This is a genomic window from Kitasatospora sp. NPDC001309 (assembly GCF_042896295.1).
Classification (GTDB): Bacteria; Actinomycetota; Actinomycetes; order Streptomycetales; family Streptomycetaceae; genus Kitasatospora.
This window is the reverse complement of sequence record NZ_JBIAXC010000060.1, coordinates 1-22,037: the sequence shown is the minus strand read 5'-3', so window position 1 is coordinate 22,037 and position 22,037 is coordinate 1. Positions and strand designations below refer to the sequence as shown.

Below are 22,037 nucleotides of genomic sequence, written 5' to 3'. Positions count from 1 at the left end.
GCCCCCCGCAGGGGCGCCCCGACCGCGCCCGCGCCGTTCACCACGGCGGTTCACCTCGCGCGCTCCCCCGTGCGGGTGAAGCCCACCGTTCGGGTGAAGGACCCCACCGGGGGAACCCGGGACCGGACGCGGAACCCCCGCCGGGAGGGCTCCCGACGGGGGTCTGCGGTACGACGGACGGGCCGGCTCAGCCGACGAACACCGCGACCGGCTTCGCCTGGCCGCCCTGCTCCTCGACCAGCGCGAGGAAGCGCCCGTCCGGCCCGAACACCGCGATCGGCCCGTCCACGCCCAGCCCGGGCGCCTTGAGCCGGGAGCCGTGCGACAGCTTCTCCGCGGAGGCCTCGTCCAGGTCCCAGCGCGGGAACGCGGCCGCCGCGGCCGCCCCGATCGGCAGCACCTCCAGCCCGCTGGCGGAGTCGCCGGTGACCGACTCCTCCAGCTGCTCCAGGGTGCGCGCCGACTCCACCCCGTACGGCCCGACCTTGGTGCGGCGCAGCGCCGTCAGGTGCCCGCCGACGCCGAGCCCGGCGCCCAGGTCGCGGGCCAGCGCCCGGATGTAGGTGCCGGAGGAGCACTCCACGGTCACGTCCAGGTCGATCACCGGCGTGCCGTCCTCGGCGACCGCCGCGCGCTGCGCGTGCACGGTGAAGGAGTGGATGGTGGTGGGCCGGGCGGCGAGCTCGAAGTCCTCGCCCTCGCGCACCCGCGCGTACGACCGCTTGCCGTCGATCTTGATCGCGCTGACCTTGGACGGCACCTGCATGATCTCGCCGGTGAGCGCCGCGATCCCGGCGTCGATCGCCTCCCGGGTGACGCCGTCCGCCGGGGCCGAGGCGGTGACCTCGCCCTCGCGGTCGTCGGTCACGGTGGTCTGGCCGAGCCGGACGGTCGCCTCGTAGGTCTTGGCGGTCAGCATCAGGTGGCCGAGCAGCCGGGTGGCCCGCTCGACGCCGATCACCAGCACGCCGGTGGCCATCGGGTCCAGCGTGCCGGCGTGCCCGACCTTCCTGGTCCCGGCCAGCCACCGCAGCTTGGCGACGACCCCGTGGGAGGTGATGCCCTCGGGCTTGTCGACGATCACCAGGCCGTCCGGGCCGGTGCCTTTGCGCTTCATCGGGTTCTTTCTCCGGTACGTGCGGGAGTTGCTCTACGGGAAGGTCAGTGGAGCGGCCGCAGCGCGCCCCGGAACCGCTCGACCACCGCGGCGACGTCCTCCCGGGCGGCGAACCCGGCCGCGAAGACGTGCCCGCCCCCGCCCAGTTCACCACAGGCCGCGGCGACGTCCACCGCGCCCTTGGAGCGGGAGGAGCCACGCAGCGTACCGTCCGGGTCCTGCTTGAGCACCAGCGCCACCTCGGCCTCGGCCGGCCGCCGCAGGATGTCGATCAGCCCCTCGATCTCCTCGACGGTGACGCTGAACAGCGCCAGGTCCTGGTAGGGCACCCAGGTCCACACCAGGCCCAGCCCGTCGGCCGCCTCCGGCTCGAAGACGGCCCGGTCCAGGGCGGCCGCGAGCACCTTGAGGTAGCCGAAGGAGGAGGTGTCCCACAGCTGCCGGGAGATCAGGTCGTGCCGGATGCCGGTGGCCAGCAGCCGCCCGGCGAGTTCGTGGGTCGCGGGCGTGGTCGCCCGGTACTTGAAGGAGCCGGTGTCGGTGGCGACCCCGGTGTACAGGCAGGTGGCCAGCTCCTGGTCGAGCTCGACACCGAGCCGGCGCAGCAGTTCGTCCACCAGGACGGCGGTGGCCGGCGCGGTCGGGTCGATCAGCTGGTGGGTGCCGAAGCCCGGGTTGGAGGCGTGGTGGTCGAACACCACCAGGACGGGCGCGGCGAAGGCCTTGTCGTGCAGCAGCCCCAGCCGGCTCTGCGCGGCGACGTCGAAGCAGAGCACCAGCTCGGGCACGTCCGGCACCTCGGAGGCCGGCACGATCAGCTCCTGGCCGGGCAGGAAGGCCAGCGACTCGGGCACGACCTGCGGGTCGTCGCCGAAGGAGACCCGCACCCGCTTGCCGAGCGCGCGCAGCGCCAGGGCCGCCGCCAGCGAGGAGCCCAGCGCGTCGCCGTCCGGGCAGATGTGGCAGATCAGGTCGATCGAGCGGGCCCGCCCGATCTCCGCCACCACCTGCTGCCAGACCAGCTCGAAGCCGCTCTCCTCGGCACGCGGGCCGGGGAGCGCCGCGAGGGCACCCTCCACCGTGCTGGTGGAGGACGCCCCCGTGGTCGATCCGGCTCGCGAGGCGGCCTGCGCCGGCTCACCCGCCATGTCTACTCGTCCTCGTCGTCACGCTCGGCCGCCGGGACCTTGTACGGGTCCGCGTCGCCGGCGTAGGTCGCGCCCGCGGCGGTGGTGCGCACCGCCGCGTCGATGGCCTTGGCCCGGTCGAGCAGGTCGTCGATGTTCCGGGCGTTCTCCGGCAGCGCGTCCGCGACGAAGGTCAGCGTCGGGGTGAAGCGCACCCCGATCTTGCCGACCTCGGAGCGGATCACGCCCTTGGCGCTCTCCAGCGCGGCCGCGGTGGCCTCGCGGTCGGCGTCGTCACCGAAGACGGTGTAGAAGACGGTGGCCTCGCGCAGGTCGCCGGTCACCCGGGTGTCGGTGATGGTCACGAACCCCAGTCGCGGGTCCTTGACCCGCCGCTCCAGGGTCTGGGCGACGACCACCTGGATGCGGTCGGCGAGCTTGCGCGCCCTAGCGGTGTCGGTCACGTTGCCTCCTCGTGCAATGGGCCCGGTACCCGGGAGAACTGCGCACCCGTCGGGGCCCACGCCCCAAAGTACCGGCCCGCGCCCGGCCTTGCGGGCGCTCTCGGTCCTGATCCGTGTGAGAACGGCGACTTCCGCCGACCGGCTCCACGGTCCTCATTCGTCGTCGTCGTTGTGGTAGCGCCTCCTCGCGGAGAGGAGCTGCACCTCGGGGCGGCCGGCGACCAACCGCTCACAGCTGTCCAGGACCTCGGTGACGTACCCGGCTTCGCCGGCGACCACCGCGAGGCCGATCTCGGCCCGGCGGTGCAGGTCCTGGTTCCCGGTCTCGGCAGCGCACACGCTGTACTTGCGCTGCAGTTCGGCCACGATCGGCCGCACGATCGAACGCTTCTCCTTGAGCGAGTGGACGTCGCCCAGCAGCAGGTCGAAGGTGAGTGTTCCCACGAACATGTATGACAGGTCTCGCCGACCTGGAAGGCCTCGGGATGTCGGCGCGGAACCGGCCGACACCCCAGGACCCTACACAGCGAGACCGGGGCCGGTCGACGGAAATACCACCCGTCGACCGACCCCGGTTGACACCGACTAGCCGCGCGGCTTCTCGCGCATCTCGTAGGTCTCGATGATGTCGTCGACCTTGATGTCGTTGAACGACCCCAGGGTGACACCGGCCTCGAAGCCCTCGCGGACCTCGGTCGCGTCGTCCTTGAAGCGGCGCAGACCCTCGATGGTGAGGCTCTCCGCCACGACCTTGCCGTCGCGCAGCAGGCGGGCCTTGGTGTTGCGGCGGATGATGCCGTCGCGGACCAGGACACCGGCGATGTTGCCGAACTTGGAGGAGCGGAAGACCTCGCGGATCTCCGCGGCGCCGAGGCGCACCTCCTCGTACTCCGGCTTGAGCTTGCCCTTGAGGGCGTTCTCGATCTCCTCGATCGCCTGGTAGATGACCGAGTAGTACCGGACGTCCACGCCTTCCTTGTCGGCTGCGGTGCGCGCACGGCCTTCGGCGCGCACGTTGAAGCCGATGATGATGGCGTCCGAGCCCATCGCCAGGTCGACGTCGGACTCGGTGATCGCACCGACGCCGCGGTGCAGCACCCGGAGCTCGACCTCCTCGCCCACGTCCAGCTTGACGAGGGCGTCCTCGAGGGCCTCGACCGAACCGGAGACGTCACCCTTGATGATGAGGTTGAGCTGCTCGATGGAGCCGGCGGCGATGGCCTTGTCCAGGTCCTCCAGGGACACCCGGACCCGACGCTGCGCGAAGGCGGCGTTGCGGTCGCGGGCCGAGCGCTTCTCGGCGATCTGGCGGGCGGTGCGGTCCTCGTCGACGACGATGAAGCTGTCGCCGGCGCGGGGCACCGAGGTCAGACCGAGCAGCAGCACCGGGCGGGACGGGCCGGCCTCGGCGAGGTTGTTGCCGTTCTCGTCCAGCATGGCGCGGACGCGGCCGTAGGCGTCGCCCACGACGATCGAGTCACCGACGCGGAGGGTACCGCGCTGGACCAGGACGGTCGCCATGGCGCCGCGGCCCTTGTCCAGGTGGGCTTCGATCGCAATACCCTGCGCGTCCTGCTCCGGGTTGGCCCGCAGGTCGAGCGAGGCGTCCGCGGTCAGGACCACGGCCTCCAGCAGCTGGTCGATGTTCAGACCCTGGCGCGCGGAGATGTCGACGAACATGGTGTCGCCGCCGTACTCCTCCGCCACCAGACCGAACTCGGTCAGCTGGCCGCGGACCTTGGTCGGGTCGGCGCCCTCGACGTCGATCTTGTTGACCGCGACCACGATCGGCACACCGGCGGCCTTGGCGTGGTTGAGCGCCTCGACCGTCTGCGGCATGACACCGTCGTTGGCCGCGACCACCAGGATCGCGATGTCGGTGGACTTGGCACCACGGGCACGCATGGCGGAGAACGCCTCGTGACCCGGGGTGTCGAGGAAGGTGATCGGGCGCTCTTCGCCGTTCACGATCGTCGCCACCTGGTAGGCACCGATGTGCTGGGTGATGCCACCGGCCTCGCCGGCCACCACGTTGGACTTGCGGATCGCGTCCAGCAGTCGGGTCTTACCGTGGTCGACGTGACCCATGACGGTGACGACCGGCGGGCGCGGGGCCAGCTGGTCCTCGTCGCCCTCGTTCGCACCGAAGTCGATGTCGAACGACTCCAGCAGCTCGCGGTCCTCGTCGTCCCGGCTGACGATCTCCAGCTGGAAGCCCATCTCGCCGGCCAGCAGCTCGAGGGTCGCGTCGGAGACCGACTGGGTCGCGGTGACCATCTCACCGAGGTTGAACATGACGGAGACGAGCGCGGCCGGGTTGGCGTTGATCTTCTCCGCGAAGTCCATCAGCGAGGCGCCGCTCGACAGGCGAACGGTCTGGCCGTTGCCGCGAGGCAGCATCACACCGCCGACGGACGGGGCCTGCATGGCCTCGTACTCCTGGCGCTTCGCCCGCTTCGACTTGCGACCGCGAGCCGGGCGACCGCCCGGGCCACGACCGAAGGCACCCTGCGTGCCACCACGGGCACCCGGGCCACCGGGACGACCGCCGAAGCCGCCGGGACGGGGGCCGAAGCCGCCGCCACCACCGGGGGCGCCGCCACCCGGACGCGGACCGCCGAAGCCGCCGCCACCGGCCGGACGCGAGCCCGGACCGGCCGGACGACCCTGGAAGCCCGGACGGGCGCCACCGGCGCCACCCGGACCACCCGGACGGCCGCCGGGGCCACCGGGGCCACGGCCGCCGGGGCCCGGACGCGGGCCCGGAGCCGGACGCTGCGGCATCATGCCCGGGTTCGGACGCGGCATGCCGGACGGGGACGGGGCGCCGGGGCGCGGACCGGCCGGACGCGGCATGCCGTCGGGGCGCGGAGCGCCACCGGGACGCGGCGCACCGGCACCCGGGGCACCGGCGGGACGCGGACGGTCGCCACCGGGACGCGGGGCGCCACGGTCGGCACCGGGAGCACCGGCCGGACGCGGACGGTCGCCACCGGGACGCGGGGCGCCACGGTCGGCACCGGGAGCACCGGCCGGACGCGGACGGTCGCCACCGGGACGCGGACGGTCGCCGCCCTGCGCACCCGGAGCACCCGGACGGGCACCCGGCGCGCCCGGACGGCGGTCGCCGGGGCGCGCCATGCCGGTCGCGCTGCCCGAGGTGAACGGGTTGTTGCCCGGACGCGGGCCGGCCGGACGCGGGCCCGGACGGGCACCGCCGGAGGCCTGGCCCTGGCCGCTCGGCCGCGGGGCCTGGGTGGCCGGACGCGGGGCGTCGGCACCGGCCGGAGCCGGCGAGGAGAACTCGGCCGCGGGCGCGGCCGGGGCCGCCGGAGCGGCGGGACGCGCGGCCGGGCGCGGGCCCGGAGTCGGCGCACCCGGACGCGAGGCGGCCGGGGCGGCCGGAGCCGCGGGGGCGGCCGGCGCGGCGGGAGCCGCAGCGGCCGGGGTCGGACGGGGACCAGGGGTCGCGGCAGGCCGCGGACCCGGGGTCGGGGCACCCGGCTTGGGTGCACCCGCGGCACCTGCCGCGGGCTGGGGCGCCGCGGGCTTCCGCGGGCCAGGCTTGGCAGCGCCACCACCAGTGGGGGCCACACCAAGCGCGTCAGTCAGCTTGCGCACGACCGGCGCCTCGATCGTCGAGGACGCCGAACGGACGAACTCACCGAGCTCGGTGAGCTTGGCCATGACGGCCTTGCTCTCCAAGCCAAGCTCCTTGGCGAGTTCATAAACCCGGACCTTAGCCACTTCACTCCTGTCTATGAGTCCGGGGGTCTCGTCCGCCGGACTGTCGCTACTTCATGGGCGTACCCATCGCGTACTCATCGCGTACTCATCGAGTGCTCATCGCAATCTCGACCTACTTCCACATCGCGAGGTACCTGACTGGTGGCACAGCGCGCGGCTGCCCGAGCGCTGTGCTTGTTGCGGTGGTTCTCCGCCGCGATGAGCGGCGGTCGTCACGGGGGGCGGCCCGCCTCAGGAGGCTCCGCCCGCCCGCTCCTCGATGAACCCGCGGAGCCGCTCCGTGTCGAGCGTTCCCTGGAGGCGGAAGGCCCGGGGGAACGCCCGACGGCGGACCGCGAGGTCGAGGCAGGCCGGATCGAGGTGCAGGTGAGCGCCCCGGCCCGGCAGTGCGCCACGGGGGTCAGGGACGCAGACGCCCTCGACCGCCGTGACACGCAACAGCTGGTGCTTGGCCGCTCGCTTGCGGCAGCCCACGCAGGTGCGTTCCGGGCGTGCTCGGACGTGCGTCCGGCCAGACGAAGGCAAGTCTACCCCTCCGAAGCGACATGGCGCCGCCCCATAGATCCCGGAGGACCGGCGGGGACGCCGGGGACAACGCTGACTACCGGTCCGCCGATTCCTCGGCCTGGCCCTCGGTGTCCGGCCGGATGTCGATCCGCCAGCCCGTGAGACGGGCGGCCAGACGGGCGTTCTGCCCCTCCTTGCCGATCGCCAGGGACAGCTGGTAGTCCGGCACGACCACCCGGGCGGAGCGCTGGGCGAGGTCCACGATCTCCACACTGGTCACCCGTGCGGGGGACAGCGCGGAGGCGACCATCTCGCGCGGGTCCTCGGACCAGTCGACGATGTCGATCTTCTCGCCGTGCAGCTCGCCCATCACGGCGCGCACCCGGGAGCCCATCGGACCGATGCAGGCGCCCTTGGCGTTCAGCCCGGCCCGGCGCGACCAGACCGCGATCTTGGTGCGGTGGCCGGCCTCACGGGCGATCGCCGCGATCTCCACGCTGCCGTCCGCGATCTCCGGGACCTCCAGCGCGAACAGCTTCTTCACCAGGCTGGGGTGGGTGCGCGACAGCGTCACCGACGGCCCGCGGACACCGCGGCGCACCGCGACGACGTAGCACTTGAGCCGGGTGCCGTGCCGGTAGTCCTCGCCCGGGACCTGCTCCTGCGGCGGCAGGATGGCCTCCAGCTTGCCGATGTCGACCAGCACGCTCTTCGGGTCGTTGCCCTGCTGGACGACACCGGTGACGATGTCGCCCTCCTTGCCCGCGTACTCACCGAAGGTCTGGTCGTCGGCGGCGTCGCGCAGGCGCTGCATCATCACCTGGATGCCGATGCTGGACGCGATCCGGCCGAAGCCGTTCGGGGTGTCGTCGAACTCCTTCGGCTCGACGCCCTCGTCCAGCTCCGCCGGGTCCTCCATGGCCCACACGGTGACGTGGCCGCTCTTGCGGTCCAGGTTCACCCGGGCGCGACGGCGCGAGCCCTCGGTGCGGTGGTACGCGGTGAGGAGGGCTGACTCGATGGACTCGACCAGCAGGTCGAAGGGGATGTTCTTCTCGTTGACCAGCGTGCGCAGGGCACTCATGTCGATGTCCACGGCTACGCCTCCTCGTCTTTCGTCACGTTCATGATGGTCGTACGGCGGCCGGATCACTCGGCGCCGTCGTCCCCCTCGTCGAAGTCGGCGGCCTCGTCCAGGAGCTGCTCGTCGTCCTTGCGGTTGAACTCGACCTGGACCCGGGCCCGCGCCACCTCGACGTACTCCAGCCGGCGCTCCTTCGGACGGCCGCGCCCCTTCACCGGCTGCACCTCCACCAGCGCGCCGTCCTCGTCCGCCTCCAGCACCCGGGCGACCAGTTCCCCGCCGTCGACCAGGTGGACCTTGGCGAGCCGCCCCTCCGCACGCTGCCAGTGCCGGGGCAGTTCGAGCGGGCGCTCCGCGCCCGGCGAACCGACCTCCAGCAGGTAGGGCTCGTCCCCTATGACGTCCGAGGCGTCCAGGGCCTCGCCGACCACCCGGCTGAACTCGGCGATCGCGTCCATGTCCACGCCGCCGTCGGTGTCGACGTCGATCTGCACCTGCCGACGGCTGCCCGCCTTGGTGACCTTGACGTCCTCCAGGTCCAGTCCGGCCTGGACGGCCAGCGGCTCCAGCAACGCGCGCAGCCGGTCGGTGTGGGTGGTGCTCATCCGGGTGGACTCCTCGGCCGCGTCTGCTGTTGTCAGAGGTCGCCCCGTGCCCTCCGCGCCCCGCGGGACGCGCACCGGGTCACGGCAGCTCGGCCCAAAGCCTAGCCGGTGAAGCCGCGAACCACCGATTCCGGACCTCCCCGACCGGTCGCACGCCACCCACTGCGAGCAAGCTCACACCACCCCGCCCACCGCACCGAACCCCCCGACACCACCCGCAATCGTGGGGGTTCTGCGAAGATTCAGCCCAACGAGGGCAGGCAGGGGAGGCCGCCCTCCCGTACCCGCTCCGGAGTGACCCCGATGCAGCCGCCCAGCCGACGGACCTTCCTGGCCCTCGGACTGATCACCCTGACCGCCGCCTGCACCACCGGCACCGACGGAGCCACACCCCCCGACCCCAAGGCCTCCGGCCCGGACACCGACCACCCCGTCCGCCTCCGCGCCGTCGCCGCCACCGACACCCTGCTGGCCGCCTACGACACCCTCCTCACCACCCCCGGCGACCGCACCCCCCTGCTGCAGACCCTCCGCGCCGAGACCGTCCAACACCGCGCCGCCCTCGCCCAAGGCCTGCCGACCACCTCCACACCCCCGCCCACCCCCACCCCCAGCAGCACCACCACCCCGGCCACCCTGGCCGCCCTGGAACACCGAACCGCCCAGTCCCACCTCGCCGACCTCTCCGCCGCCCGCCCGCCCCTCGCCCGCCTGCTCGCCTCGGTGTCCGCCGCCAACACCCTGCACGCCACAGCCCTGGGCGCCCCCGTCGAACAACCCACCCCGAGCCCCACCCCCGGAACAACCACCCCCGGAACGCCCCTCCCCGCCCTCCAGAAGGCCCTGAGCGCCGAACACGCCGCCGTCTACGGCTACGGAGTCGTCGGCGCCCACCTCCCCGACGACCAGCAACGCACCGACGCCCGCACCGCCTACGCCGCCCACCAGTCCCAGCGCGACGCCTGGCAACGCCTCGTCACCACCCTCGGCGCCACCCCCACCCCCGCCGCCGCCGGCTACCGCCTCCCCTTCCCCGTCACCGACCCCACCACCGCCACCAACCTCGCCGCCCACCTGGAAACCAGCCTCACCACCGTCTACGCCGACCTGGTCGCCGACCTCCCCGCCCCCCACCGCCCCACCGCAGCCACCGCCCTCCGCGACTGCACCCTCCGCGCCCACCGCTGGGGCGCCCCCGACACCCCCTTCCCCGGCATCCCCACCCCCCTCCCCACCCCCACCCAGTCCTGACCCGCACCACCCCCACCCGCCTCCCCACCCGCCTCCCCATCACCCCCTCCCACCCCCTCACCCCCCACCTCCCCCACCCGCCCAAGGCGAGAGGGACGCGCTGCGGGAGGGGGCGGTGGAGGGGGTGGGTGCGGAGAGCGGCGTAACGGGTGATTTTCAGACTGCCAACGGTCTGCACACCCCACCCACAGAGTCGGCAGTCGGAAAATCACCCAGCCGCCGGAGCACCCACCCCCGGAACCGCCCCCGGCGTCACCCACCCTCCCGAAAGCCCACCCCCACACCCAAGCCCCGCGCAGCGCCCCCCTCAGTCCGTCCGCGTAATCAGCAACAACAACGCGTCATCCCGCAACGCCCCACCCGTGTGCGCCAGCAGATCCGCATACACCCGCCCCACCGCCGCCTCCAACTCCCCCGCCGAGCGCGCAGCTCCCCGCACCAGCGGCCCGACCCGCTCCGCCAACGGATAGAACTCCCCGCTCCTGCGGTGCCGCGCCTCGATCACCCCGTCCGTGTACAGCACCAGGACGTCCTCCGTCCCGAACGGCTGCCCCCAGGTGGCCGGTTCGCCGGTCGCGAGCCGCCCGAGGCCGAGCGGCACCCACGGGTCGGGCGCGTCCAGTACGTGGGCCCGCCCTTCACCGTCCACCCGGATCGGCGCGACGTGCCCGTACTGGAGCAGTTCCATCTCGCCGGGCCGGCGGAACTCGGCGAACAGCGCCGTGGTGAACTCCCCGTCCGGCACGTGCCGCTCGACGCTGGCCTCGATCCGCGAGGCGACGCCCCGTAGTCCGGCTTCGTCGTACGCGGCTTCGCGGAACGCGCCGAGCACCACCGCCGCGGTCTGGACGGCCGCCAGCCCCTTGCCCCGGACGTCCCCGACCGCGACCCGGGTGCCGTGCGGCGTCTCCAGCACCGAGTAGAGGTCCCCGCCGATCCGTGAGGCGTCCGCCGCGGACACGTACCGCACGGCGAGCCGCAGCGGCCCCACGGCCGGCCCGGGCAGCCGCAGCAGGGCCCGCTGGGCGGCCTCGGCGACGGAGCTGACCGCCGCGAAGGCGGCCGCCCGCCGCATCCGGATCTTGGCGACCCAGGCCGAGAACAGCGTCAGAACCAGATAGCTGACCATCGCACCGTAGAGGAAGCGGGCGTCGTTGATGTTGTCGACCTGGTCGTAGTGGCTGAGTCCGAAGACGGCGACCAGCCCGACCGCGCAGACGGCGAGCAGTTCGCCGGGCTTGAGGGTGAGCGCGGCGACGGCCGGGACGACGGTCATCAGCGGTGCGAGGTACCGGTCCTTGCCGGAGAGGAGGTCCGCGAGTGCGACCAGCAGGACGGCGAGCAGCGCCGGGGCGGCCCGCCACCGGAGCGGCACGTCCTGGAGGTCGACGACCCTCAGGGCGCCGCGCCGCCGGTCCGGTGGCAGCCCGGCGGCGGTGGGGGCCGAGGGCGACTGGGCACGGCGGATCGGGAACACATACCGAACATAAGGGACGATCACGACCCCGAACCACCCCACCCACCCTGCCCGCCCCGCCCACCTCGCTCGCCCCGCCTACCCCGCCCACCTCGCTCGCCCCGCCTACCCCGCCCACCTCGCTCGCCCCGCCTACCCCGCCCACCTCGCTCGCCCCACCCCCATAAGTCCCTATTGCCCGATTTGTCATAAAGTTCGACCGAAGCGGCTACTCAGAGGAGGCCCTGCCCGGTGTCCGGATACCGACCCACGCCGCGCATCACCGCACCCCCCGCCCGGACGGCCACCCGGCCGCACCACTGGCTCAAGTTCTTCCTGACCGGCCTGCTGCTCTGGGCCTGCACCGTCCTGGTCACCTTCTTCACCGACAACAGCAACCTGGTCCCGACCATCGTGCTGCTGGGCAGCTTCCTCGTCCCGGCCACGGTGGTGATCTGGGCGTACGAGCGCTACGCGGCCGACCTCGGCCCGGACCGGATCTTCACCTGCTTCGGCATCGGCGGGGTGATCGGCGTCCTGGGCGCCTCGGTCCTGGAGACGTACCTGCTCTCCCCCTCGGTGTGGATGTACGCGGGAGTCGGCCTGATCGAGGAGGCGGTCAAGCTGGCCGCGCTGGTGCTGGTCAGCCGCCGGCTGCGGGTCAGCGGGCTGCGCCACGGGCTGGTGCTGGGCGCGACCGTCGGCGCCGGGTTCGCCGCGTTCGAGAGCGCCGGGTACGCGTTCAACGCGGTGCTGAGCATCCAGGGGCTGTCGCTGGACGACCTGGTGGAGACGGAGATCCTGCGCGGGGTGCTCGCCCCGGTCGGCCACATCCTGTGGACGGCGATCATCGGCGGGGTGCTGTTCCGGGAGCGGCGCGGCGGGCGCTTCCGCCTCACCACCCCGCTGCTGCTCACCTACCTGGGCGTCTCACTGCTGCACGCGCTGTGGGACAGCACGAGCGGCATCGCCGTCTGGCTGGTCGCCCGGACCACCACGAGCGACTTCCAGCGCGCCCTGTTCGACCTGGGCTACATGCCGAACCCGTCGAGCGAGCAGGTCCACCTGTACACCGTGTACGACACGGCGGGACTGCTCGTGGTCTCCTTGGGAGGGCTGCTCTGGCTGAGGCTGCTGGTGCGCAGCGAGCCCACCGCGCCGATCCCGGCACAGCAGCCCTCCGTACCGGCCTGACCGTCGCCCGCCCCTCCGAGAAATACCCCAGAGGGGTATGGTGTTCGAAGAGCTGGAGAAGCAGGAGATCCAGCACCAGCACCGACCTCCAGGAGGCCCCGATGTCCAGCACCATCACCTACACCGTGTCCGGCATGAGCTGCGGCCACTGCGAGAAGGCGATCAGCGAGGAGCTGTCCGCGCTGGCCGGTGTCACCGAGGTCGCCGCCGACGCCCAGGCCGGTACCGTGACGGTCTCCTCCACCGCCCCGCTGGCGGAGGAGCAGGTCCGCACCGCGATCGACGAGGCCGGCTACGAGCTGGTCGGCCCCGCGGTCTGAGCCACCCCGGTACGGCGGGGGCCCGCCCGGGCCCCCGCCACCACTCCCTAGGAGCCCTCCGCATGACCACCTCCGCCCCCGGCGTCGGGGCACGGGACCGGGTCGAGCTGTCGATCGGCGGGATGACCTGCGCCTCGTGCGCCGCCCGGATCGAGAAGAAGCTCAACCGGATGGACGGCGTCGAGGCCACGGTCAACTACGCCACCGAGAAGGCCCGGGTCGACTTCGGCCCCGGCGTCACGGTCGAGGAGCTGATCGGGACCGTCGAGCGGACCGGCTACACCGCCGAACTCCCCCCGCCCCCGGCCCCCGCCGCTCCCGAGCCCGGCTCCGACCCCGAGCCCGGCTCCGACCCCGCGCTCGGCGACCACCCCGGGCACGGCGAGCACCCGGCGCACGGCGGCCGCCCCGGCCCGGCCGGGCGCCCCGCCACCGACCCGCTGCGCGAGCGCCTGCTGATCAGCGCCCTGCTCGGCGTCCCCGTGGTGCTGCTCTCGATGGTCCCCGCCCTGCAGTTCACCGACTGGCAGTGGCTGGCCTTCGCCCTGACCGGCCCGGTCGTCCTCTACGGCGGCCTGCCCTTCCACCGCGCCGCCTGGACCAACCTCAAGCACGGCGCCGCGACCATGGACACCCTGGTCTCGCTCGGCACCCTGGCCGCCTTCGGCTGGTCCTGCTGGTCCCTCTTCCTGGGTCACGCCGGCCTGCCCGGCATGCACCACGAGTTCTCGCTCACGGTCGGCGACACCGACCCCGCCGCCAGCCTCTACCTGGAGACCGCGGCCGCCGTCACCGTGCTGATCCTGCTGGGCCGCCACCTGGAGGCCCGCGCCAAGCGCCGGGCCGGCGCGGCCCTGCACGCCCTGCTGGACCTCGGCGCCCAGGACGTGACCGTGCTCCGGGGCGGGCGCGAGGTCCGGCTACCGGTGGACCGGCTGACCGTCGGCACCCGCTTCGTGGTCCGCCCCGGCGAGAAGGTCGCCACCGACGGCACGGTGGTCGAGGGCAGTTCCGCGGTGGACGCCTCGATGCTGACCGGCGAGTCCGTCCCGGTCGAGGTCGCCGTCGGGGACACCGTGACGGGCGCCACCGTCAACGCGGGCGGCCGGCTGGTGGTCGAGGCCACCAGGGTCGGCGCGGACACCCGGCTGGCCCGGATGGCCAAGCTGGTCGAGGAGGCCCAGAACGGCAAGGCCGCCGCCCAGCGCCTGGCCGACCGGATCTCCGCGGTCTTCGTCCCGGTGGTCATCCTGATCGCCCTTGCCACCCTGGTCGGCCGGCTGCTGGCCACCGACAGCCCCACCGCGGCGTTCACCTCCGCGGTGGCCGTGCTGATCATCGCCTGCCCGTGCGCCCTGGGCCTGGCCACCCCGACCGCCCTGCTGGTCGGCACCGGCCGCGGCGCCCAGCTCGGCATCCTGATCAAGGGCCCCGAGGTACTGGAGACCACCCGCAGGGTCGACACCGTCGTCCTGGACAAGACCGGCACCGTCACCACCGGCCGGATGACCCTGCTCGCCGTGCACACCGCCGAGGAGGTCACCGAGGCCGAGGCGCTGCGCCTGGCCGGCGCCCTGGAGCACGCCTCCGAGCACCCGATCGCCCGGGCCATCGCCACCACCGCCGCCGACCGCCTCGGCGCACTGCCGCCGGTCCGGGACTTCCGCAACCTGCCCGGCCGGGGCGTGCAGGGCGTCGTGGACGGCCGTACGGTCACGGCCGGGCGGGCGGCCCTGCTGGCCGACCACGCCCAGCCCCTGCCGCCCGTCCTGGCCCGCGCCGTGACCGCCGCCGAGGCGGCCGGCCGCACCGCGGTCGCGGTCGGCTGGGACGGCGGGGCCCGGGCCGTCCTGGAGGTGGCGGACGCGCTCCGGCCGACCAGTGTCGAGGCCGTCGCCCGGCTGCGCGCCCTGGGCCTGACCCCGGTGCTGCTGACCGGCGACAACCGCACGGTGGCCGAGGCGGTGGCCGCCGAGCTCGGCGTCGCACCGCGGGACGTCATCGCCGAGGTGCTGCCCGAGGACAAGGTGGCGACGGTCCGCCGCCTCCAGGCCGAGGGCCGGGTCGTGGCGATGGTCGGCGACGGCGTCAACGACGCGGCCGCGCTCGCCCAGGCCGACCTGGGCCTGGCGATGGGCACCGGCACCGACGCCGCGATCGAGGCCGGCGACCTCACCCTGGTCGGCGGCGACCTGCGCGCCGCCGCCGACGCCGTCCGGCTCGGCCGCCGGACCCTCGCCACCATCCGGGGAAACCTCTGCTGGGCCTTCGGCTACAACGTCGCGGCGATCCCGCTGGCCGCCGCCGGACTGCTGAACCCGATGATCGCCGGGGCCGCGATGGCCTTCTCCTCGCTCTTCGTGGTCGGCAACAGCCTCCGGCTGCGCCGCTTCCGGGCCGCCTGAGCCCGGCCGGACGGCCCGAGGGGCCCGGACCGTCCCCGGTCCGGGCCCCTCGTCACGCACCGACGCCGCAGCGCCTCGACGCCTCAACGCCCCAGCAGTTCCCCGCCGTTGCAGTGCAGGATCTCGCCGGTGATGAACCCGGCCTCGGGCGAGGCGAGGAAGGTGACCGCCGCCGCGACCTCCCCGGTCTCGCCGATCCGGCCGAGCAGCGTGCGCGCCGCCCGGCGGGCCACCTCGGGCTCATCCAGCCGCGGCCCGAAGAACTCGGTGCCGGCCACCGTGCCCGGCGCGACGATGTTGGCGGTGATCCCCGAGGTGCCCAACTGCGCGGCCAGGAAGTGGTTCCAGGCGTGCAGGGAGGCCTTCGCCGCACCGTAGGAGCCGGCCCCGCGCAGGGCGGCGATGGAGCTGATGGTGACGACCCGGCCGGAGCCCGGGGTGAGCCGGTCCCGGATCGACTCGGTGAGCAGCACCACGGTCAGCACGTTGCGCTCGAAGTCGCCGCGCCAGCGGGCCAGCAGGGCGTGCGGCCCGCCGCCGACCACGGTCTCCCGGCTGCCGGCGTTGTTCACCAGCACGTCGATCCGCTCGGGCAGTTCCGCCAGCGCGGCCTCCACGGCGTCCGGGTCGGCGAGGTCGCACACCAGCGGGGTGACGTTCGGCCCGAGGTCGATCGCGGCCTTCTCCAGGACGGCCCGGCGCCGACCGACGATCACCACGTGCTCACCCGCCTCGGCGAACCGCCGCGCGACTTCGTACCCGATTCCCGTGCCACCGCCGGTGACGACGACGTTCCTGGCCATCTGCGCACTCCCTCCCCAGTTCCGCCGTCGCGCGACGAGGGGGCGCGACGGTCCGTACCGGAATGCCACGATTCCTATCACGCTCGGTTGCCGTGACTGCGGGGAGGGTGACGTCGTGCGCGAGGGAAGGTGTGATATGGGCGCGGTACGAGGTGCCTACGGAGCGTGGCGAGAGGCAGCTCACACCCCCCGGGCGTAACTTCTCGCACCCTGATACGTCTTAGGTTGGTAGTGCGGCAGTTTTTCCGCTGGGCGGGGCACGATCAACGGCAATGTGTCCCCGCACTTCCGGCGGGCTGTCGCCGACGGGGCTCCGGCGGGCCCCGGGAACGGTCGTCGAATCCTCGACGGCCTTCGCGCACGGCGCCGGGGTTGTGGCGGGCCAGGGACGCTTTGAGCGGCCGTCCCCGGTCGCGGCCGGCCCCGGAGTCGTGCGCCGTACGGTTCCGTCCCCGTCCGCGGGCCTTCCGGGTCCGCGGGCGGGGACGCGAAGGGGCCCGGCCGCTCAGCAGCGGCCGGGCCCCTTTCGGTGCGGTGCGACGTCAGCGCTGTTCGAGCTCGACGTAGTCGCGGATCGCGGTGCCGGTGTAGATCTGGCGCGGGCGGCCGATCCGGCTGGTCGGGTCGTTGATCATCTCGTGCCAGTGGGCGATCCAGCCCGGCAGCCGGCCGAGGGCGAACAGCACGGTGAACATGCTGGTCGGGAAGCCCATGGCGCGGTAGATCAGACCCGTGTAGAAGTCCACGTTCGGGTACAGCTTGCGCGAGATGAAGAAGTCGTCCTTGAGGGCGTGCTCCTCCAGCTTGAGCGCGATCTCCAGCAGCTCGTCGCTCTTGCCGAGCTGGCCGAGGACCTCGTGCGCCAGCAGCTTGACCTGCGCGGCGCGCGGGTCGAAGGCCTTGTAGACGCGGTGGCCGAAGCCCATCAGCTTGACGCCGGCTTCCTTGTTCTTCACCTTCGTGATGAACGCGTCGACGTCGCCGCCGTCCTTCTGGATGCTCTCCAGCATCTCCAGGACGGCCTGGTTGGCACCGCCGTGCAGCGGGCCCCACAGCGCCGAGATGCCCGCCGAGATCGAGGCGAACAGGTTGGCGTGACTGGAGCCGACCAGGCGCACGGTGGAGGTGGAGCAGTTCTGCTCGTGGTCCGCGTGCAGGATGAGCAGCTTGTCCAGGGCGTTGACGATGACCGGGTTGAGCTCGTAGTCCTCGGCGGGGACGGCGAAGGTCATCCGCAGGAGGTTCTCGACGTAGCTCAGGTCGTTGCGCGGGTAGACGAAGGGCTGGCCCATCGCCTTCTTGTACGCGTACGCGGCGATCGTCGGCAGCTTGGCCAGCAGGCGGACGGTCGACAGGTGGCGCTGGGCCGCGTCGAACGGGTTGTGGCTCTCCGGGTAGAACGTGGAGAGCGCGCCGACCACCGAGGACAGCATGGCCATCGGGTGGGCGTCCCGCGGGAAGCCCTGGAAGAAGCGCTTGACGTCCTCGTGCAGCAGCGTGTGCTGGGTGATCTCGCGGTTGAACTCCGCCAGCTGGGCCGCGTTGGGCAGCTCACCGTTGATCAGGAGGTACGCGGTCTCGATGAAGCCGCCCTGCGAGGCGAGCTGCTCGATCGGGTAGCCGCGGTACCGCAGGATGCCGTTGTCGCCGTCCACGAAGGTGATCGCGGACTTGTACGCGGCGGTGTTACCGAAGCCGTTGTCCAGGGTGACCAGGCCGGTCTGCGGGAGCAGCTTCGAGATGTCGAAGCCGGAGTTGCCCGCAGTGCTCTCGACGACGGGGTACTCGTACTCGCCGTCCTGGTACCGCAGTACTACCGAGTTGTCGCTCACGTCTTCCTCACCGACGAAATGAATCCTCTTCCAAGGTGCCCTGACTGACTCCACGATCCCCCATCCGGAGGACAGTCGCGCACCCGGGGTGGCCCGGAAGGGCCCGCCCCTACAAAACCTGCTGCCCCTGCCGGTACGAACCGGACAAGATCGGCACCACCCTAGGCTCTGCCGTAAATCTCTTCACGTCAAGAGAACATTAGAGGCAACCATCCTGTTGGATAATCATCCAGAAGCAAGTCGATGATCCAGCGCGGCGTGCCGCCGACCTGCACTGACGGCCCTCACAGCCTGCGCGATCGCCTTCCGTGACCCGACCAGCACGACGAGTTTCCTCGCCCTGGTCACAGCCGTGTAGAGCAGGTTTCGCTGGAGCATCGTCCAAGCGGACATGGTGACCGGAATCACCACCACCGGGTATTCACTTCCCTGCGAGCGGTGGATCGTCACCGCGTAGGCGTGGGCCAGCTCGTCCAGCTCGTCGAAGTCGTACGGCACCTCCTCGTCCTCGTCGGTGAGCACCGTCAACCGCTGGTCGTCCACGCTGAGGGCGGTCACCACTCCCACTGTGCCGTTGAAGACCCCGTTCCGCCCCTTGTCGTAGTTGTTGCGGATCTGGGTGACCTTGTCCCCCACCCGGAAGGTCCGCCCGCCGAAACGCCGCTCCGCCAGACCCTCCCGGGCCGGCGTCACCGCCCCCTGCAACAGGGTGTTCAGGTTCCCCGCCCCCGCCGGGCCCCGGTGCATCGGCGCCAGCACCTGGACGTCCCGGCGCGGGTCGTAGCCGAACTTCTGCGGGATCCGGCGGGCCACCACGTCCACCGTCAGACCGGCCGCCCGCTCGGTGTCGTCCTCCACGAACAGGAAGAAGTCCGCCAGACCCTCCGTCAACGGCGGCTTCCCCTCGTTGATCCGGTGCGCGTTGGTCACCACGCCCGACTGCTGCGCCTGCCGGAAGATCCGGGTCAGCCGCACCGAGGGGATCGGCCCGTCCTCGGCCAGCAGATCCCGCAGCACCTCACCGGCCCCCACCGAGGGCAGCTGGTCCACGTCCCCCACGAACAGCAGGTGGGCGCCCGGCGGCACCGCCTTGACCAGCTTGTTCGCCAGGATCAGGTCCAGCATCGAGGCCTCGTCCACCACCACCAGGTCGGCGTCCAGCGGCCGGTCCCGGTCGTACGCGGCGTCACCGCCCGGCTTGAGCTCCAGCAGCCGGTGCACCGTCGAGGCCTCCGCCCCGGTCAGCTCCGCCAGCCGCTTGGCCGCCCGCCCGGTCGGCGCCGCCAGCACCACCTTCGCCCGCTTGGCCAGCGCCATCGTCACGATCGACTTCACCGTGAACGACTTGCCGCAGCCCGGACCACCCGTCAGCACCGCGACCTTCTCGGTCAGCGCCAGCCGCACCGACTGCTCCTGCTCCGGCGCCAGCGCCGCCCCGGTCCGCCGGGCCAGCCACTCCAGCGCCACCGGCCAGTCCACCTCCGCCGACCACGGCATCCGGTCGGAGTCCGAACGCAGCAGCCGCAGCAGCTGGTTGGCCAGCGAGATCTCCGCCCGGTGGAACGGCACCAGGTACACCGCGGTGATCGGCTCGCCCGCCTCCCCCGGCACCGCCTCGCGCACCACCCCCTCCGCCGCGACCAGCTCCGCCAGGCAGTCGATCACCAGCCCCACGTCCACCTGCAACAGCTTCACGCCGTCCGCGATCAGCCGCTCCTCCGGCAGGTAGCAGTGCCCCTGGTCGGTGCTCTGCGACAGCGCGTACTGCAGGCCCGCCTTCACCCGCTCCGGACTGTCGTGCGGAATGCCCACCGCCTGGGCGATCCGGTCCGCCGTCAGGAAGCCGATGCCCCAGACGTCCGAGGCCAGCTTGTACGGCTCGTTGCGCACCACCCCGATCGAGGCGTCCCCGTACTGCTTGTAGATCCGCACCGCCAGCGAGGTCGACACCCCGACCCCCTGGAGGAAGACCATCACCTCCTTGATGGCCTTCTGCTCCTCCCAGGCCGCGGCGATCTTCTTGGTGCGCTTGGGCCCCAGCCCCGGCACCTCGATCAGCCGGCCCGGCTCGTTCTCGATCACCTCCAGGGTCTCCACCCCGAAGCGCTCGACGATCCGCTCGGCGAACCGCGGCCCGATCCCCTTGATCAGCCCCGAGCCCAGGTACCGCTGGATGCCCTGGACGGTCGCGGGCAGCACCGTGGTGTAGTTCTCCACCGTGAACTGCCGCCCGTACTGCGGGTGCGAGCCCCACCGCCCGTGCAGCCGCAACGACTCCCCGACCTGCGCCCCCAGCAGCGCGCCCACCACCGTCAGCAGGTCGTTCCCGCCCCGGCCGGTGTCCACCCGGGCCACCGTGTAGCCGGTCTCCTCATTGGCGTAGGTGATCCGCTCCAGCACGCCCTCGACCTGCGCGAGCTGGCGGGGCACCTCCTGCCCCGACTGCACCTGCTTGCCCACCGGAGCCCCCTTCGACCGGTACGGGTGGACCATTCCGTTACGCACCGTACCGCCCGGCGCGGACAGGTCCGGACCGCCCGCCGGACCGCCCGCCGGGCCTGCCGTGCACCGCCCCGACCGAGGTGCCAGGCTGAAAGGGTCCAGGGGGTCGTCGACCGCGCCCGCGCCCGCACGGGACCCGTCCGAGGAGCAGTGCCGCCATGCTCAACACCGACTTCCGCCCCGGCTCCCCGAACTGGCTCGACCTGAGCAGCCCCGACACCCGGGCCTCCGTCGACTTCTACTCCGCGCTGTTCGGCTGGACCTTCGACTCGGCCGGCCCCGAAGCCGGCGGCTACGGCTTCTTCCAGCTCGACGGCCGCACCGTCGCCGCCCTCGGCCCGCTCGCCGAGGAGGGCGCGCTCCCCGGCTGGACCCTCTACTTCACCACCGAGGACGCCGACCGCACCACCGACCTGGTCGAACAGGCGGGCGGCCGCATCCGGTTCACCCCCTTCGACGTCTTCACCGCGGGCCGGATGGCCGGCTACACCGACCCGACCGGCGCCGACTTCGCGGTCTGGCAGCCGCACGACACCCGCGGCCTGGACGTCGTCAACGACCAGGTCAGCCTCTGCTGGGCCGAGTGCTACAGCGTCGACGCGGAACGGGCCAAGGCCTTCTACCGCACGGTCTTCGACTGGCAGGAACAGGACGTCCCGCTCGGCGAGGCGTTCTACACCGTGCTCACCCCGTCCGGCGGCGGCACCGACGACGCCCACGGCGGCATCCTCCAGCTCAGCCCCGAGCACACCGCCCGCGGCACCCGCTCGCACTGGCTCCCCTACTTCGAGGTCCCCAACGTGGACGCCTGCCTCGCCATCGCCGACCGGCTCGGCGCGAAGGTCCGGATCCCGGCGACGGACCTCCACGGGGTCGGCCGGCTCGCCCAGCTGCTGGACCGGCACGGAGCCGTCTTCGCCGTCATCACCAGCGCCGGGCCCGGGGAGTGACCCGGCATCGGACCGTGGTGGGCCACAGCGGGCCCTGGAGGCACGCTACGGGCGTAGACAGAGTCCGCCGACCCCCTCGGCCCTCCTTATCCTCTGATCATGACTGAAACGGCTGTTCTGACGATCCGACGGGCCGGCGAAGGCGATCTGCCGGCGATCGTGGCCATGCTCGCGGACGACCCGCTGGGCGCCACCCGCGAGAGCCCCGACGACCTCACCCCCTACCGCACCGCCTACACCCGCATCGACCGCGACCCGCACCAGCACCTGGTCGTCGCCGAACGCGCCGGCCGCGTCGTCGGCACCCTCCAGCTCACGGTGATCCCGGGCCTCTCCCGGGCCGGCACCACCCGCACGATCATCGAGGGCGTCCGCATCCACGCCGACGAACGCGGCAGCGGACTCGGCACCGAGTTGATCGAGTGGGCCGTCGAGCGCTCCCGCGAACTCGGCGCCGACCTCGTCCAACTCACCTCGGACGCGACCCGCACGGACGCGCACCGGTTCTACGAGCGACTCGGCTTCACGGCCTCGCACCTCGGATTCAAGCGGCAGCTCTGACATCTTCCCCGGAAATACGAAAAGGCCCACCCGGTCACCCGGGTGGGCCTTTTCTGAATGATTGTTCGGCGGCGTCCTACTCTCCCACAGGGTCCCCCCTGCAGTACCATCG

General features: G+C 72.6%; 18 protein-coding genes. 6 read left to right on the top strand and 12 right to left on the bottom strand.

Features of this window, described 5'->3' with window-relative positions:
• Window positions 1-187 precede the first annotated feature (187 nt).
• The 8 genes from truB to rimP form a co-directional block, all read right to left on the bottom strand.
• Window positions 188-1,117, bottom strand: a complete 930-nt coding sequence (truB, locus tag ACFY2K_RS38515; protein WP_380526642.1) for a tRNA pseudouridine(55) synthase TruB — start codon at window positions 1,115-1,117, stop codon at window positions 188-190.
• Between the two features lie 44 nt (window positions 1,118-1,161).
• Window positions 1,162-2,265, bottom strand: coding sequence for a bifunctional oligoribonuclease/PAP phosphatase NrnA (locus ACFY2K_RS38510; RefSeq protein ID WP_387717302.1), 1,104 nt, complete (start codon window positions 2,263-2,265; stop codon window positions 1,162-1,164).
• Between the two features lie 2 nt (window positions 2,266-2,267).
• The gene (gene rbfA / locus ACFY2K_RS38505; RefSeq protein WP_375896992.1) at window positions 2,268-2,708 is read right to left on the bottom strand and encodes a 30S ribosome-binding factor RbfA; all 441 of its coding nucleotides are present in this window, start codon (window positions 2,706-2,708) and stop codon (window positions 2,268-2,270) included.
• A gap of 153 nt (window positions 2,709-2,861) precedes the next feature.
• The gene (locus ACFY2K_RS38500; RefSeq protein WP_030311386.1) at window positions 2,862-3,158 is read right to left on the bottom strand and encodes a DUF503 domain-containing protein; all 297 of its coding nucleotides are present in this window, start codon (window positions 3,156-3,158) and stop codon (window positions 2,862-2,864) included.
• A 135-nt stretch (window positions 3,159-3,293) separates the two neighbouring features.
• On the bottom strand, window positions 3,294-6,455 hold the full coding sequence (gene infB / locus ACFY2K_RS38495) for a translation initiation factor IF-2 (RefSeq protein ID WP_375896996.1): 3,162 nt from the start codon (window positions 6,453-6,455) through the stop codon (window positions 3,294-3,296).
• 231 nt (window positions 6,456-6,686) lie between these two features.
• A complete protein-coding gene (locus tag ACFY2K_RS38490; RefSeq protein ID WP_188306572.1) occupies window positions 6,687-6,980 on the bottom strand; it encodes a YlxR family protein in 294 nt (97 codons plus the stop codon).
• A gap of 76 nt (window positions 6,981-7,056) precedes the next feature.
• Entirely contained in the window at window positions 7,057-8,058 is a 1,002-nt protein-coding gene (nusA, locus tag ACFY2K_RS38485) for a transcription termination factor NusA (RefSeq protein ID WP_375896999.1), read from the bottom strand.
• Between the two features lie 53 nt (window positions 8,059-8,111).
• The gene (rimP, locus tag ACFY2K_RS38480; RefSeq protein ID WP_387717299.1) at window positions 8,112-8,651 is read right to left on the bottom strand and encodes a ribosome maturation factor RimP; all 540 of its coding nucleotides are present in this window, start codon (window positions 8,649-8,651) and stop codon (window positions 8,112-8,114) included.
• A gap of 303 nt (window positions 8,652-8,954) precedes the next feature.
• Here rimP and ACFY2K_RS38475 point away from each other — a divergent pair, with 303 nt between their 5' ends.
• Window positions 8,955-9,902, top strand: coding sequence for a ferritin-like domain-containing protein (locus ACFY2K_RS38475; protein ID WP_380593536.1), 948 nt, complete (start codon window positions 8,955-8,957; stop codon window positions 9,900-9,902).
• A gap of 307 nt (window positions 9,903-10,209) precedes the next feature.
• Here the strand turns inward: ACFY2K_RS38475 and ACFY2K_RS38470 are convergent, their stop codons facing one another.
• The gene (locus ACFY2K_RS38470) at window positions 10,210-11,379 is read right to left on the bottom strand and encodes a PP2C family protein-serine/threonine phosphatase (protein WP_375896961.1); all 1,170 of its coding nucleotides are present in this window, start codon (window positions 11,377-11,379) and stop codon (window positions 10,210-10,212) included.
• 231 nt (window positions 11,380-11,610) lie between these two features.
• Here ACFY2K_RS38470 and ACFY2K_RS38465 point away from each other — a divergent pair, with 231 nt between their 5' ends.
• The 3 genes from ACFY2K_RS38465 to ACFY2K_RS38455 all read left to right on the top strand — a co-directional run bounded on the left by ACFY2K_RS38465 (window position 11,611) and on the right by ACFY2K_RS38455 (window position 15,277).
• Window positions 11,611-12,552 (top strand): PrsW family intramembrane metalloprotease, encoded by a 942-nt coding sequence (locus tag ACFY2K_RS38465; RefSeq protein WP_375896963.1) that lies wholly within the window; start codon window positions 11,611-11,613, stop codon window positions 12,550-12,552.
• Window positions 12,553-12,653: 101 nt separating this feature from the next.
• Window positions 12,654-12,872: a heavy-metal-associated domain-containing protein gene (locus ACFY2K_RS38460; protein ID WP_375896966.1), complete on the top strand. Its 219-nt coding sequence runs from the start codon at window positions 12,654-12,656 to the stop codon at window positions 12,870-12,872.
• 62 nt (window positions 12,873-12,934) lie between these two features.
• Complete coding sequence (locus ACFY2K_RS38455) at window positions 12,935-15,277, top strand: heavy metal translocating P-type ATPase (protein ID WP_387717295.1); 2,343 nt, start codon at window positions 12,935-12,937, stop codon at window positions 15,275-15,277.
• A gap of 83 nt (window positions 15,278-15,360) precedes the next feature.
• On the opposite strand, the gene ACFY2K_RS38450 is transcribed toward ACFY2K_RS38455, so the two are convergent.
• The 3 genes from ACFY2K_RS38450 to ACFY2K_RS38440 all read right to left on the bottom strand — a co-directional run bounded on the left by ACFY2K_RS38450 (window position 15,361) and on the right by ACFY2K_RS38440 (window position 20,372).
• Entirely contained in the window at window positions 15,361-16,080 is a 720-nt protein-coding gene (locus ACFY2K_RS38450; RefSeq protein WP_375896972.1) for an SDR family NAD(P)-dependent oxidoreductase, read from the bottom strand.
• A gap of 542 nt (window positions 16,081-16,622) precedes the next feature.
• Entirely contained in the window at window positions 16,623-17,912 is a 1,290-nt protein-coding gene (locus ACFY2K_RS38445; RefSeq protein WP_375896975.1) for a citrate synthase, read from the bottom strand.
• A 225-nt stretch (window positions 17,913-18,137) separates the two neighbouring features.
• On the bottom strand, window positions 18,138-20,372 hold the full coding sequence (locus ACFY2K_RS38440) for an ATP-dependent RecD-like DNA helicase (protein WP_387717293.1): 2,235 nt from the start codon (window positions 20,370-20,372) through the stop codon (window positions 18,138-18,140).
• 200 nt (window positions 20,373-20,572) lie between these two features.
• Here ACFY2K_RS38440 and ACFY2K_RS38435 point away from each other — a divergent pair, with 200 nt between their 5' ends.
• Window positions 20,573-21,364 (top strand): VOC family protein, encoded by a 792-nt coding sequence (locus ACFY2K_RS38435; protein WP_375896981.1) that lies wholly within the window; start codon window positions 20,573-20,575, stop codon window positions 21,362-21,364.
• Between the two features lie 99 nt (window positions 21,365-21,463).
• The gene (locus ACFY2K_RS38430) at window positions 21,464-21,925 is read left to right on the top strand and encodes a GNAT family N-acetyltransferase (RefSeq protein WP_380532709.1); all 462 of its coding nucleotides are present in this window, start codon (window positions 21,464-21,466) and stop codon (window positions 21,923-21,925) included.
• The last annotated feature ends 112 nt before the right edge of the window (window positions 21,926-22,037 follow it).

Coding starts and splice junctions, on each gene's coding strand:
- ACFY2K_RS38510 (WP_387717302.1), bottom strand. CDS start 2,265: ATGGCGGGTGAGCCGGCGCAGGCCGCCTCGCGAGCCGGATCGACCACG.
- ACFY2K_RS38435 (WP_375896981.1), top strand. CDS start 20,573: ATGCTCAACACCGACTTCCGCCCCGGCTCCCCGAACTGGCTCGACCTG.
- rimP (WP_387717299.1), bottom strand. CDS start 8,651: ATGAGCACCACCCACACCGACCGGCTGCGCGCGTTGCTGGAGCCGCTG.
- ACFY2K_RS38430 (WP_380532709.1), top strand. CDS start 21,464: ATGACTGAAACGGCTGTTCTGACGATCCGACGGGCCGGCGAAGGCGAT.
- ACFY2K_RS38475 (WP_380593536.1), top strand. CDS start 8,955: ATGCAGCCGCCCAGCCGACGGACCTTCCTGGCCCTCGGACTGATCACC.
- ACFY2K_RS38450 (WP_375896972.1), bottom strand. CDS start 16,080: ATGGCCAGGAACGTCGTCGTCACCGGCGGTGGCACGGGAATCGGGTAC.
- ACFY2K_RS38460 (WP_375896966.1), top strand. CDS start 12,654: ATGTCCAGCACCATCACCTACACCGTGTCCGGCATGAGCTGCGGCCAC.
- ACFY2K_RS38500 (WP_030311386.1), bottom strand. CDS start 3,158: ATGTTCGTGGGAACACTCACCTTCGACCTGCTGCTGGGCGACGTCCAC.
- ACFY2K_RS38455 (WP_387717295.1), top strand. CDS start 12,935: ATGACCACCTCCGCCCCCGGCGTCGGGGCACGGGACCGGGTCGAGCTG.
- truB (WP_380526642.1), bottom strand. CDS start 1,117: ATGAAGCGCAAAGGCACCGGCCCGGACGGCCTGGTGATCGTCGACAAG.